Raw genomic sequence first — 12706 nt, forward strand, 5'->3', positions numbered from 1 at the left:
CGCGTTCCACCCGGCCTGGCCATCCAGACGGCCGCGGTTCCTTCGGTTTTCCATTCCATCTACGGGTCGACGATGAAACAACTCCTTCTCGCCACGCTCGTCCTTGCCGCGCTGCCGCTCGCCGCGTCGGCCCAGGACGCCACTGCCAACCCCACCTCGACGCCGGACCAGAATGCCGATGCCTCGAAGAACGGTGGCTGGACCGGCTCCGGCGAATTCGGCTTCGCGTCCTCGCGCGGCAACTCGCGGTCGGAAAACGCCAACGCCAAGCTCGGTTTCAACCAGGAAAACGAGCTGTGGAAGAACAACTTCTACCTCAACGGCCTGCGCTCCAAGGGTGAGGTCACGGTGGACGACCAGAACGGCAACCCCATCGACAAGTTCAGCACCACCGCCAACCGCTACGACACCGGCGCCTCGGTGGGCTACAAGTTCGACCCGCGCAGCTACGTGGTCACGGCCGCCCGCTACGAGCACGACGATTTCGGCGCCAACCTGTGGCAGGGCATCATCTCGGTGGGCTACGGCTACATCGCCCTGAAGAACGAGCGTGCGGAGCTCTCCTTCGAAATCGGTCCCGGTTTCAAGCGCTACCAGCCCGCGAAGACCACCCGGCAGGCGACCAACCCGGACGGCACGCCGGCTTTCGAGCCCGGCGGCGTCGTGCCCCTGGAAGAAACCTACAAGCCCGATGCCGAAAGCGAAGTGGTCGGCCGCAGCCTGATCAACGCCAAGTACCGCATTACCGACAACACGGCGGTGGAAGACACGCTGCTGGTGGAAGCGGGCTCGAAGAACCAGTACTACCAGAACGACATCGGCCTCTCGGTCAGCATGACCAAGAAGCTGGCGCTGAAGATCGGTTACCAGATTCGCTACAACAGCGACACGCTGCCCGGCACGGTCAGCACCGACAAGCTGACCACGACCAACCTCGTCTACAACTTCTGACGGCGCCGGAGCGCGGCCTGCCGCGCTCCTACCGCTGCGGCTGAAGCAGGGCGGCAGCGCCCTGGTCGAGCAGCATGGCGGCCACCTGGTGACCCAGGGTCACGGGATCGTCGGTGGTGCTGTCGGCCTGGGCGTGCAGCAGTTCGCCGGTCAGCGCGTCGCCCACCATGCCATGCAGGGTCAGGCCGTACTCGGCCACGACGCACCACGCGCCGATGGCGACGGCACAGCTGCCACCCAGGCGCTCGTTCATGGCGCGCTCGGCGTTCACCGCCAGCAAGGTGTCGGGGTCGGTCAGGGCGCCCAGCAGTCCGGCCACCCGTGCATCGCCCAGGCGCGATTCCACGGCGATGGCGCCCTGCCCGGGGGCGGGCAGCCAGTCGGGGCTGGCCAGCCGCGTGGTGATGCGATGGGCCATACCCAGGCGCTCCACGCCCGCGCAGGCCAGGATGATCGCGTCGTAGTGGCCTTCGTCCAGTTTCGCCAGCCGCGTGTTGACGTTGCCGCGAAGGTCGAGCAGTTGCAGGTCGCCCCGTACCGCGCGCAGCTGGGCCTGCCGGCGCAGCGACGAGGTGCCCACGCGCGCGCCGTTGGGCAGGTCGGCCAGCGTCGCGTAGTGGTTGCTGATGAAGGCGTCGGCCGCGTCCGCGCGCGGCAGGATGGCCGACAACTCGAAGCCCGGCTCCAGCGCGGCCGGCACATCCTTGAGCGAGTGCACCGCGATGTCCGCGCGGCCGTCCTGCATCGCCACTTCCAGCTCCTTGAGGAACAGGCCCTTGCCGCCGATGGTGGCCAGCGAGCGGTCGAGGATCTCGTCGCCGCGCGTGGACAGCGGCACCAGCTCCACCACGAGTCCCGGATGCGCCTGGCGCAGGAGGACGGCCACGTGCTCGGCCTGCCACAGGGCCAGCGCGCTCTTGCGCGTGGCGATACGAAGCGGTGGGGTCATGGGATCCTGGCGGCGGCTCGGGCGAAACGGTGATTGTCCCGCAAACCGCCATCGCGTGCAGCGCGACGGGGTGTCGCGCGGGGCATTCAGCCGCCTTCGGCTCGCAGCAGCTGGCGCACGGCGGGCAGGTTGCGCCGGCTGACTTCCGGGGTCACCTCCGTGCCTGCCAGGCGCGCCAGCACGCGCCCGTCGGCCAGCGACTTCAGGCCCAGCAGGCGCGTGCGCGGCACCAGGCAGTTGCGGTGCAGGCGAACCAGGCGGTCGGGATGCGCGGTCTCCAGCTGGCGCAGCGACTCGTCGATCAGCCACATGCCGGCCGCGTGGTGTACCTCGACGTATTTGTCGTCGGCGAGCAGGTACAGCACATCGCCCAGTGCCACCCGTACCTCATCGTTGCCGCTGCGCGCGCGCAGCCAGGCCCCGCGCGTGGGTAGCGATGCCTGGGGGCGGCGCGCGGCGGCGCGGTCCAGCGCGTCGCCCAGTCGTTCGGCGCGCACCGGCTTGAGCAGGTAGTCGGTGGCGCCGAGGTCGAAGGCGCTCACGGCGTGCTGTTCGTAGGCGGTGCAGAAGATCACCTGCGGCCGTTCCGCCATGGCCGCCAGCTGCCGGGCCACGGCCGTGCCGGACAGGCCGGGCATCTCCACGTCCAGCAGCACCACGTCGGGCCGCAGCGCCAGGCAGGCGTCGAGCGTGGCGTCGCCGTCGGCGGACTCGCCGACGATCTCGACCTCGCCACGCGCCGCCAGCAGCACCCTCAGGCGCGCACGGGCCAGCGGCTCGTCATCGGCGATCAGGACGCGCATGCGCCGGGCTCCGGGTGGAAAGCGTCGATGCTATCAGCGTCGCCGGCGACGCACGTGACCGGCAGGCGGGTGCGGGAGTGAGACGCGGGTCACGGTGTGGGCAGGCCCGGCCCGCGTTGTTCTCCTGGAGAGGGGACACATCACGCTACCTATCCGAGGATTCATCATGATATCGAGCAAGCGTAGTCCTTCCGCGCGATCGGCCTGTCGTGCCGTATCGCTGGCCACCGTCGGCGTGCTTGCTGTCGCCGCGGCGACAGTGCAAGCGCAAGCGGGCATGCCTTCCATCCCGGCGCAGGCCCAGGCCCAGGCGTCCGCCCGCTGGCACGATACGCTTACCGTCCAGGGTCCTCCTGACGCGGGCTGCTACAGCGCGTTGTTCCCCAGTGCCATATGGACGCCTGAACGGTGCGCGCCGCCACCGAAGCACGTGTCGCCGCCCGTCCATAAGGTCGTGGACTCCCGTACGGGCCGGGTCACCCTGCAGGCCGTCGCACCGACCACCGGCAACGGCAACGATTACGCCGCGCAGACGAACGGTCTTACCCGCAGCGCCGTGGGTAGTTTCCCGGCGGTCACGGGCGTTAACGCCGGCGGTACGCAGCCCTACACGCTGCAGATCAACACGACCACGGGCAGCAATCCGGCCGCGTGTCCCCAGTACGGTTACTCATCGTGCAGTACCTGGCAGCAGTTCCTCTATGACACCGGCGATGGCGAAGGCGCTTCGGTCTATATCCAGGACTGGCTCTACGTGGGCAGTGCCTCCGAGTACGCCAGCAAGGGTTGCCCGGCGGACTGGACGCCTTACGCGGACGATCAGGCCTGCTATCGCAACAGCGATGCGATCTCCGTCGGCTACTTCCCGCTCGCCAGCCTGGGCAGCATGCGTCTCAGCGGTGTTGCCAACCAGAACGGCAGGGATGTCGTAACGCTGACGGTAAACGGAAAGTCATTCACGGCCTCGCAGCCGGCCACCACCCTCGACATCGCCAGGATCTGGAAGCAGTCGGAGTTCAACGTCTTCGGCTACGGCGGGGACAAACCGCTGGTGACGTTCAATCCGGGCTCCACGGTGAACGTGCGCCTGAACGTCGTCGACGGTAGCACCAACGCACCGAGCTGCCTGCAGAACGCCGGTACGACCTTCGAGCAGAACAACCTCACGCTGGGTAGCTGCACGGCTTCGGGCGGCACGTCTCCGGGCATCCAGTTCAGCGAGTCCAACTAACGACAGGGTCAGTCACCGTTCCTGCCTGCGCAGGGGCGGTGCCATCACGCCATACCACTTCCTGAGGAACCGCCATGATCTCGAGTAAGAACCACCACGCTGCGCCGACCGTTCGTCGGGCCCTGTTGATCGCCATCATCAGCGGCTCCCCCTTCGCCGCCATGGCGCAGGTGCCCGTCGATACCGTGGCCGTCGAAGCCCGGGCACAGGCCATGACGCACTGGCATGACACGCTGATCGCCCAGGGGCCGCCGAGTACCGGCTGCTATCGCGCCTCGTTTCCCAGCTATGCATGGACCGCCGAAACGTGCGCCCCGCCGCCGAAGCGCATGTTTCCGTCGGGTCACAGAACGACACGCGACACGCGGGCCGGGCAGGTGACTCAGGCGGCCGTCCAACCGCTGGACGCAGGCAACGGCGTCGACTATGCCGCACAGACCACCGGCCTGACGCGCAGCGCCGTGGGCAGTTTTCCGAAGGTGAGCGGCGTCGACAGCGGCGGCTCGCAGACCTACACCTTGCAGATGAACACCACCTCCGCAAGCAATCCGGGTGCATGCACGCAATACGGCTTTTCCACCTGCGAGACCTGGCAGCAGTTCATCTACGACACCAACGACGGCAGCGCCACCGGCATCGGCATCTACATGCAGGACTGGTTCTACGTCGGCAGCGCATCGGAGTACAAGAGCAAGGGGTGCCCGGATGGCTGGGGTGCCTACGCGGAACAGCAAGCGTGCTATCGCAACAGCAAGGAAGTGGCGCTGGCCTACGTGCCCCTGTCCAGCCTCGGCAGCGTACGCCTGGCCGGCGCCGCCAACCAGAACGGCAAGGACGTGGTGACGTTCACCGTCAACGGCACCGTGCATGCCGTGTCCCAGCCCGCCAGCACGCTCAACATCGGCAAGATCTGGAAAGAGACGGAGTTCAACGTCATCGGGGGAACGCCTCCCGCCGTGTCGTTCAACTCGGGATCCCACGTGAACGTGCGCCTCGACGTGGTCGACGGCACCACCAATGCGCCGGCCTGCCTGGCCAACGCCGGCACGACGGCGGAAACGAACAACCTCAACCTCGGTCCGTGCACCGCCGCCGGCGGCACGTCACCGAATATCCAGTTCAGCGAGTCCAACTAGCGCGGCGGGGAAGCAACCGCTGACCGGGCTCCGGGAGGAACACCGTGACGACGAACCTGTCGTCATGGCGTTCCGTGCGTACGCTGGCGCGTTGTCCGAAATGGTAGGCGACGCGCTCGCGGACGTTGCGCAACCCGTGCCCCGTGCCGGGGTTGGCGGATGACCCGGGCAGCGTGTTTTCGATGACGATTTCCACCCCGCCGGGCACGCGATGCCCGGCGAGGCGGATGCGCCCGCCATGGCGGCTGGGCTGGATACCGTGGCGGACCGCATTTTCCACCAGCGGTTGCAGCAACAGGCGTGGCAGCGGCAGGTCGACCGGGACGTCGATGGCGCGTTCGACGTGCAGGCGGTCGCCCAGGCGCAGCGCTTCGATATCCAGGTAGCGATCCACCAGCATCCACTCCTCGCCCAGCGTACCGAGGGACTCGTGATCGGTGCCCAGTGCCGCGCGGAACAGCTCGGCCAGGTTTTCCACGGTGCGCTCGGCGGCATCCGGATCGACCCGGATCAGGGCGGCCACCGCGTTCATGCTGTTGAACAGGAAATGGGGCCGGATGCGCGCCTGCAAGGCCGCCACCTGCGCCTGCGCGGCGGTCGCCACGCGCACCTGCCACTGCGCCACCACGTAGAAATAACGAAGCAGCCCCGCTCCGAGCAGGCCGGTGGCGATGCTGGCATCACGGACGAAGCGCACGCGGGAGACCGGGGTCATGCCGGTGTGGATGCTGTGGTCCACCCAGCCGATCACCGCGGCGCTCACGCCGACGAGCAGCACCAGCAGCAGCCACACGGCGGCATACGGCAGCAGGCCGGGCAGCCGTTGCATCCAGGGGGTCAGCTTGCACAGGGCCACGGTCAGCAGCACCGCCAGCCAGCTGGTGAAAAGCACCGCCGTGCCGTAATCGCCGAGGTCGCCCCGGCTGCCGGGCGCCAGCCACATCAGCGTGACGGTGAGCGCGCCGACCACCAGTAACGCGAACAGCACCGGCAGGCTGCAGAAATCGGGCAGCGGCGCCGAGGGCGGGCGCGGAACCGGGGCGGTGTCGTCGGGAGCGGCGGGCATGGCGGGAGTATGCCGGAAGGCCCGCTGACCTCGCGCGGCTTCAGCGGTCGGTGAAGCGGTGCCCCAGCCAGGCACGGATGTCCGCGATCTCCGGCAGGCTGACCTGGTGGGCCATGGGGTAGCTGTGCCAGTCCACGTGGTGGCCCAGCGCTTCGAGCGCCTGTCGCGAGTGCTCGGCCAGTGCCATCGGCACGACGGGGTCGGCGCTGCCGTGGCCCCAGAAAAGGGGCGTGGAGCGGTTCGCGTCGCTGCGTTCCGCTTCCAGCGTATCCGCCAGGGGCAGATAGGCCGACAGAACGAGCAGGCCGGCCAGCGCCTCTCTGTGGCGCAGGCCGGCGCAGAGGGTCATGGCGCCGCCCTGCGAGAAACCGGCGAGGATGATGTGGTCGGCCGGCACCCCGCGGTCGACCTCACGTGCGATCAGCGTCTCCACCTCGTGGATCGACGCATGGATGCCCTCGGCATCCTGTTTATCCGCGATGGACACGCCCTTGATGTCGTACCACGCCCGCATCGGCACGCCGTTGTTCACCGTGACCGGGCGCACCGGCGCGTGCGGGAAGACGAAGCGGATGGGGGGCCAGGACGGATCGACCAGCTCGGGCACGATGGGCGCGAAGTCGTTGCCATCGGCGCCGAGCCCGTGCAGCCAGAGGACCGTCCAGGTGGGCGACGGGCCGGTTTCCTTCTCGACAGTGGGGAGCATGGCGTTTTTCCGGATTCGAAGACCCCCGATGCTACCAGTCGCCTCCGGGGCAGGACATGCGCTGCCCGGCACGCACGAAAGTGTGACGCAGTTCACGGGGTGGACGCCTCCGGCTCCCGTTTCAGGAGAAGGGGAAAGACCAGGGCAACCTTTTATTCGCTAGTGAGGACTCACCATGCTTTCGAGCAATCGCTTCTGTGCGACGCCGTTCATCCGCCGTGCGCTGCTGGCCGCCATCGTTGCCGGCCTTCCCGGCGCTGCCGCGTTCGCGCAGCCGGCTACCGACCAGATGGCCGCGCAGGCCCATGCCCAGGCCGTCGCCGGCTGGCACGACAACCTCACCGCGCAGGGCGCGCCCAGCACTGGCTGCTACCGCGCCTCGTTCCCCAGCAACACGTGGACGGCCGAACAGTGCGCGCCGCCGCCGAAGCTCATGTCGGCCGCCATCCTGACCGCTGCCACGAAGGCGGCCGTCGCGGCGCACAAGGGTCGTGTCACCCCGCAGGCCGCGACGAGCGGTACCCTCACCACCGGCAACGGCAACGACTACGCCGCGAAGACCGGCGGCTTCACGAAAACCGCGGTGGGTACGTTCCCGACGGTGACCGGCGTCAACAGTGGCGGCTCGCAGAACTATTCGTTGCAGATCAACACCGACATCGGCAGCAACCCGACCACCTGCAGCCAGTTCGGCTACAGCAGCTGCCAGACCTGGGAGCAGTTCATCTATGCCACCGACGATGGCAACGGCCCCGTCGCGTTCATCCAGAACTGGTTCTTCGCCGGTAGCGATTCCGAATACAACAGCCAGGGTTGCCCGTCGGGCTGGAACGCCTACCCGGACCAGGACGCCTGCTACAGGAACAGCAACGCCGTGTCGGTGAGCTACGTGCCGCTTGCCAACCTCGCCAGCATCCGACTGACCGGTGCGGCCAACCAGAGCGGCAAGGACAGCGTGACCTTCACCATCAACGGCACGGCCCACACGGTGTCCGAATCGGCCACCACGCTTAACATCGGCAAGATCTGGAAGCAGTCCGAGTTCAATATTTTCGGTAACGATTCGTCGCAGCCCCTGGTGTCATTCAACCGTGGCTCGAAGTTGAACGTGCGTGTCGGCGTGACGGACGGAAGCACCAGCGCGCCCACCTGCCTGTCGGGCGCCGGTACGACGTTCGAGCAGAACAACCTGGCACTCGGTTCCTGCACGGCCTCCGGCGGCTCGTCGCCGGCGATCCAGTTCAGCGAATCCAACTAAAGCCGCATGCGTAAACAGGGCGGGTCGCGCCGAGGTTGACAGCCTCGCGCGACCCGCGCTGAATACGGGGTCCACGGAGGGGATGCCACACGCATGCCGTTGCGACCCAGGGGACGTCCGTTTTGCCGCATGGCCCTGGTCGTGACCATGGCGGCTGCCCCGTGTTCCGCGGTCGCCGGGGAATCGTCCCCGCCGCGCGCCTTCCATATCGCCGCGGGCAAACTGGACGATGTGCTACAGGCGTTCACTCGCGACAGCGGCATCGAGTTGCTGTATCCCGCCGACACGGTGCATACCCTGGACAGCCCGGGCGTCACCGCCGTCACCACCGATCGCGACGCCTTGGATCGCCTGCTCCGCGGTACCGGCCTGGCCGTGGTTCCCGCGGGCGAACGGGCCTTCGTCCTGCGCGCCAGTCCGCTCGGTATCCATCCGCCCGGTGCGCGAGCCCCGAGCAAGGCGCCCGTCGCCGTACCGCTGGAACCGGTGGAGGTTACCGGCACCCATATCCGTCGCACCGAGATGGAAACGGCGTCGCCCGTCACGGTGATCAGCCGCGAGCAGATCGATCGCGGCGGCTACGAAACCCTCTACGACCTGCTTCGCGCGCAGCCCGGTCTGCGCGTGGTGAACGCGGGCGTGGGCGTGTCCAACGTCGCGCTGTTCCAGAACAACGGACTGGCCGGCGCCACCGGCGCGTCGTCCGTGGACCTGCGTGGCCTGGGCTCGTACGCCACGCTGGTGCTGGTGGACGGGCACCGGCTGGCAGGTTACGGACTGGCGCAGGACGACCTGGGTACGGTCACCGACCTCAACGGCATACCGCTGGCCATGGTGGATCACGTGGACATCCTGCGCGACGGCGCCTCGGCCATCTACGGCTCCGACGCCATGGCCGGCGTCATCAACATCGTGCTGCGCAAGAAGCTGGACGGCGTGCGCGCCTCGTTGGCCACGGGTCTTTCCACGCGCGGTGACGCCTTGCAGCGTCGCGTCTCGGCCAGCCTGGGCGGTCGCCTCGGCGAGCATGGCAACCTCCTGCTGATGGTGGACAGCCTCGACCGGGCACCCACGCTGGGTCGTGACCGTGCATGGAGCCGCCCGGCGCAGGCGGCGACGGCGTCGAACGGCCCCGAGGCGGCCGACGACTTCTACCTGCAGGGAGCGCAGCTGCGCTCGCAGGCGGCCGACTGCACGGGACCCATCCCGACGGGCGATAGCCGCTGCGTCGATGCATCGTCCGCGCAGACCACGGTGCAGACCGGCATGCGTAGCCACGCGATGTACCTGCATGCGGACCGGACGATCGGTGAGGTGCAGGCCTATGCGGATCTTCGCTGGACGTCGCAGAAGCAGCGCCAGCAGACCGCGCCGCTGAAGTACAACGTGGTGCTTCCCGCCGGCACGTCGGACAATCCGGATGACGCCTCGCGCATTTTCTATGGCTATCGCTTCGACGACGTGGGGCCCGTGCGCGATGTCACCACGTCGGACACGTACGTGTTCACCGCCGGCTTGCATGGGCCATGGGGTGACGGCGACTGGCACGTCGATGTGGACGGGCAACGCGGCAGCTACGACGACTATCTCGGCGGCCTCTTGCCGTCCGACAGCCTGACCCGTGCGCTGGACGATGGCAGCTACCAGCTGAAGCGACGCAACGCCCCGTCCCTGCTCACCACCCTGTCACCCACGGCGAACCGGCATGCACGCAGCGCGCGCGATGCCCTGCGTTTCCAGACGACCCACCCGCTGGCGACCCTGGCGGGCGGCCCGCTCGTGGTCACGGCCGGTGCGGAAGTCGCCAGCGATCGCCTCGACGACCGACCGGATGCGCTGCTGACCTCCGGCCGGGTGTTCCAGTTCGTCAGTCCAAGCGATCGCTCGGCCAGCCGCTGGACCACATCGGCTTATGCGGAAGCCAATGCACCGCTGACGTCGCGGCTGGAGGTCGGCCTGGCGTGGCGGGTCGACCGGTCCGAGGGCTACGGCAACGCGTTTTCGCCCAAGGCGACGCTACGCTGGAACGTGACCGGGACACTCACGGCGCGCGCGACATGGGCTCGCGGCTACCGTGCGCCCGCCACCCTGGACCTCAGTCGTGCGTCGCCCAGCTACCCGAACGGCTTCCTGCTTGACGTACCGGACAGCCTGCTGCCGTGCCGGGTGCTGGCGGTGCCCGCCACCGACGCCAACACCTGCTACCTGACGATGTCCACGGTACGTAACCGGGACCTGCGGCCGGAAACCTCGCACAGCCACACGCTCGGCCTGGTATGGGCCCCGTCGCCGGCGGCCAGTCTCGCGCTGGACTATTTCGCACTGCGTCGCGACCACGAGATCGACAGCCTGCCGTTGTCGTACGCCCTCACCCATCCGGAGGCGTACCCGCAAGCCTTCGCACGTGATGCGTCCGGTGAACTGACCGGGCTACGGCAACAATGGGTGAACCTGGGTCACACCAGCGCCCGCACCCTCGATGTGGACGGCGAGTTCCGACTGGTCGACCGGCCGGCCTGGGGCGTGGACCTGAAAGTCACGGGCAGCTACCTGTGGCAGCTGGACCGGCAGACCTTCGATGGCACGCCCGTCGCCCAGGGTGCCGGCTACGCCTCGCAACCGCGCTGGACCGGCCTGGCCGAGGTCGTGCTGCACACGGGCGACTGGACCGTGTCCGCCAACGCGCGTTACACGGGCCGCTATCGCAATGCGCAGTCGTCGATCGACCCGCTGGGTTGCGAAACGGACGGCGGCACCGCCGTGCACTGTTCCACGCCGGATTTCATCCTCGTGGATGCCGGCCTGGCCTATCGCGGCGTACCGCGTTGGACCTTCGCGCTCAACCTGCACAACGTGTTCGACCACGCCCCCGTGTACTACGGCTCCCCCGGCATCGCGTACAACCCGTTGTTCGACGACGTCATCGGCCGGGCCTGGTTGGGGACAGTGTCGTTCCGGCTGTGAGCGCCCACCCCCCTGTGCCGCTCAGCGCAGCACCGCGGGGGCGCCATCGTGCAGCACCACCGTGCCGTCGCCGAGTCGCTCGGGCCGCAACTGCCAGCCCGCCACCAGCGCGCTGACCAGGGCATCCTGGTCGCCGGCATGAAAACTGCCGCTGACACGCAGTTCGCCCATGCCGGCATTGGCCAGGGTGATCCGGCGCGACGCGTAACGGTTCATCGTGGCCAGCAGGTCGGCCAGTCGTTCGCCGCGGAAGACCAGCCGGCCGTTGGTCCAGCCTTCGGCTTCGGCCGTGTCCAGGGGACGCGTCGGCTCGAGCTGGCCGTCCGCGGCCACGCGCACCGACTGGCCGCGGGCGAGCGTACGCGTGGCCGGCAGCCGCGCATCGGACACCGTTACCTGACCCTCCAGCAGCGCGACACGGGTGCCGACATCGCTCCGGTCCACCTGGAACGTGGTGCCGATGTCGTGCACGCGCACGTCGCCCGCCCGTACCTCGAACGGCGCCTCGGCCCTGCCGACCTGGAACTGGGCGCGCCCCCGCTCCAGCAGCACCTGGCGCGACTGTCCGTCGAACCGGATGGCGGCCTGCGTGCCCGCGTCCATCACCATGCGGGTGCCGTCGGGTAGCGTCACCGCGGCAATGCGGGTTTGCGTGGCGTATTCGGCGGATACCAGCGGCGTGCGCAGGTACCACCACACGGCGGGCAGGGCGACCAGCAACGCAGCGGCCACGGCCGCGCCGCCGAACCACCAGCGGCGCGCCGTCCGCCGCCGGGCCGTGTCGCGCAGGGCCTTGCGCGAGGCCGCGCGAAGCATGTCGTTGTCGCGCAGGCGACGCGCCATGTCGTGCAGCTGGCGCGCGGCACGGTAGGCCGGCCGGTGGGCCGGGTCTCGCGCGCACCAGGCGTCGAACGCCGCGGCTTCCGCCGGACCCGCGTGCGGCGCGTCCAGCCGGGCTACCCAGCCTTCGGCCGTGTCGGGACTATCCGCTTTGTCTGAGGGTGTCATGCTTGCGAAACCACGGATGAGAGGTGATGCCCGACCTGTTTACGAAGAAGGCCCAGGGCCTTGCCGATGTGCTTTTCGACGGCCTTGACGGAGATGCCGCAATGCACCGCCACTTCCGTATAACTCATGCCCTCGATGCGGTTGAGCAGGTAGATGTCTCGGCAGCGCGACGGCAGGCACAACAGGGCGCGCTGCACCTCCTCCAGTGCACGCAGCGTATCCAGGGCCTGACCCGGGTCGGGCCCCGGGGCCGCGATGGCCTCGGCGTAGATATCCACATCCACATGGTGCGCGGCATGGTGCGACTGCGCCCGCCGCGCGCGATCGGTCATGACGTTGACGGCGATGCGATACAGCAGCGCCGGCCACGACTCCGGCGGTTCGTCCCGGTAGCGGATCAGGCGCACGAAACTTTCCTGGGCCACTTCCTGGGCTTCGTCCTCGGTGGCGACGCGATGGCGCAGGAATCCCGCCAGCGGCGCACGCTGTTCGCGCACGAACTGGTCGAAGGCCATCCCGGCCTGGCGTTCCTCAGCGGTCACCCGCACCACCTGTCAGCAGGACGCCCTGCCCGGGACCACGCACAGCTTATGCATCGACGCGCTCGCACCTCACCCGACATGACATCACCGGA

Annotated in this window: 11 protein-coding genes; 5 read left to right on the forward strand and 6 right to left on the reverse strand. The window is 68.5% G+C overall.

The features are described 5' to 3' along the window. The first annotated feature begins 72 nt into the window (after nucleotides 1–72). Nucleotides 73–951: a DUF481 domain-containing protein gene (locus ACVKN3_RS07220; RefSeq protein WP_285403386.1), complete on the forward strand. Its 879-nt coding sequence runs from the start codon at nucleotides 73–75 to the stop codon at nucleotides 949–951. 28 nt (nucleotides 952–979) lie between these two features. On the opposite strand, the gene hemC is transcribed toward ACVKN3_RS07220, so the two are convergent. Both hemC and ACVKN3_RS07230 read right to left on the reverse strand, forming a co-directional pair. Beyond that, nucleotides 980–1900: a hydroxymethylbilane synthase gene (gene hemC / locus ACVKN3_RS07225; RefSeq protein WP_285403385.1), complete on the reverse strand. Its 921-nt coding sequence runs from the start codon at nucleotides 1898–1900 to the stop codon at nucleotides 980–982. An 86-nt stretch (nucleotides 1901–1986) separates the two neighbouring features. Further along, nucleotides 1987–2703, reverse strand: coding sequence for a LytR/AlgR family response regulator transcription factor (locus ACVKN3_RS07230; protein WP_354515599.1), 717 nt, complete (start codon nucleotides 2701–2703; stop codon nucleotides 1987–1989). A gap of 166 nt (nucleotides 2704–2869) precedes the next feature. Here ACVKN3_RS07230 and ACVKN3_RS07235 point away from each other — a divergent pair, with 166 nt between their 5' ends. Next, on the forward strand, nucleotides 2870–3934 hold the full coding sequence (locus ACVKN3_RS07235) for a hypothetical protein (protein WP_354515597.1): 1065 nt from the start codon (nucleotides 2870–2872) through the stop codon (nucleotides 3932–3934). Between the two features lie 74 nt (nucleotides 3935–4008). Continuing rightward, complete coding sequence (locus ACVKN3_RS07240) at nucleotides 4009–5070, forward strand: hypothetical protein (RefSeq protein WP_285403382.1); 1062 nt, start codon at nucleotides 4009–4011, stop codon at nucleotides 5068–5070. Here ACVKN3_RS07240 and ACVKN3_RS07245 read toward each other — a convergent pair. After that, nucleotides 5054–6136, reverse strand: a complete 1083-nt coding sequence (locus tag ACVKN3_RS07245) for a sensor histidine kinase (RefSeq protein ID WP_285403381.1) — start codon at nucleotides 6134–6136, stop codon at nucleotides 5054–5056. The genes ACVKN3_RS07240 and ACVKN3_RS07245 overlap by 17 nt on opposite strands. Nucleotides 6137–6176: 40 nt before the next feature. Beyond that, the gene (locus ACVKN3_RS07250) at nucleotides 6177–6842 is read right to left on the reverse strand and encodes an alpha/beta hydrolase (protein ID WP_354515595.1); all 666 of its coding nucleotides are present in this window, start codon (nucleotides 6840–6842) and stop codon (nucleotides 6177–6179) included. Nucleotides 6843–7017: 175 nt separating this feature from the next. On the opposite strand from ACVKN3_RS07250, the gene ACVKN3_RS07255 reads away from it, so the two are divergent. After that, nucleotides 7018–8100, forward strand: coding sequence for a hypothetical protein (locus ACVKN3_RS07255; RefSeq protein WP_285403379.1), 1083 nt, complete (start codon nucleotides 7018–7020; stop codon nucleotides 8098–8100). A 129-nt stretch (nucleotides 8101–8229) separates the two neighbouring features. Continuing rightward, nucleotides 8230–11064: a TonB-dependent receptor gene (locus tag ACVKN3_RS07260; RefSeq protein ID WP_354515593.1), complete on the forward strand. Its 2835-nt coding sequence runs from the start codon at nucleotides 8230–8232 to the stop codon at nucleotides 11062–11064. Nucleotides 11065–11085: 21 nt separating this feature from the next. Here the strand turns inward: ACVKN3_RS07260 and ACVKN3_RS07265 are convergent, their stop codons facing one another. Both ACVKN3_RS07265 and ACVKN3_RS07270 read right to left on the reverse strand, forming a co-directional pair. Beyond that, the gene (locus ACVKN3_RS07265) at nucleotides 11086–12072 is read right to left on the reverse strand and encodes a FecR family protein (RefSeq protein WP_285403377.1); all 987 of its coding nucleotides are present in this window, start codon (nucleotides 12070–12072) and stop codon (nucleotides 11086–11088) included. Next, nucleotides 12069–12614, reverse strand: coding sequence for an RNA polymerase sigma factor (locus ACVKN3_RS07270; RefSeq protein ID WP_285403376.1), 546 nt, complete (start codon nucleotides 12612–12614; stop codon nucleotides 12069–12071). The genes ACVKN3_RS07265 and ACVKN3_RS07270 overlap by 4 nt, the downstream gene beginning before the upstream one ends. Nucleotides 12615–12706: the final 92 nt, after the last annotated feature.

This window comes from Luteibacter sp. PvP120 (assembly GCF_054055715.1).

Coding starts and splice junctions, on each gene's coding strand:
- ACVKN3_RS07220 (WP_285403386.1), top strand. CDS start 73: ATGAAACAACTCCTTCTCGCCACGCTCGTCCTTGCCGCGCTGCCGCTC.
- hemC (WP_285403385.1), bottom strand. CDS start 1,900: ATGACCCCACCGCTTCGTATCGCCACGCGCAAGAGCGCGCTGGCCCTG.
- ACVKN3_RS07230 (WP_354515599.1), bottom strand. CDS start 2,703: ATGCGCGTCCTGATCGCCGATGACGAGCCGCTGGCCCGTGCGCGCCTG.
- ACVKN3_RS07235 (WP_354515597.1), top strand. CDS start 2,870: ATGATATCGAGCAAGCGTAGTCCTTCCGCGCGATCGGCCTGTCGTGCC.
- ACVKN3_RS07240 (WP_285403382.1), top strand. CDS start 4,009: ATGATCTCGAGTAAGAACCACCACGCTGCGCCGACCGTTCGTCGGGCC.
- ACVKN3_RS07245 (WP_285403381.1), bottom strand. CDS start 6,136: ATGCCCGCCGCTCCCGACGACACCGCCCCGGTTCCGCGCCCGCCCTCG.
- ACVKN3_RS07250 (WP_354515595.1), bottom strand. CDS start 6,842: ATGCTCCCCACTGTCGAGAAGGAAACCGGCCCGTCGCCCACCTGGACG.
- ACVKN3_RS07255 (WP_285403379.1), top strand. CDS start 7,018: ATGCTTTCGAGCAATCGCTTCTGTGCGACGCCGTTCATCCGCCGTGCG.
- ACVKN3_RS07260 (WP_354515593.1), top strand. CDS start 8,230: ATGGCCCTGGTCGTGACCATGGCGGCTGCCCCGTGTTCCGCGGTCGCC.
- ACVKN3_RS07265 (WP_285403377.1), bottom strand. CDS start 12,072: ATGACACCCTCAGACAAAGCGGATAGTCCCGACACGGCCGAAGGCTGG.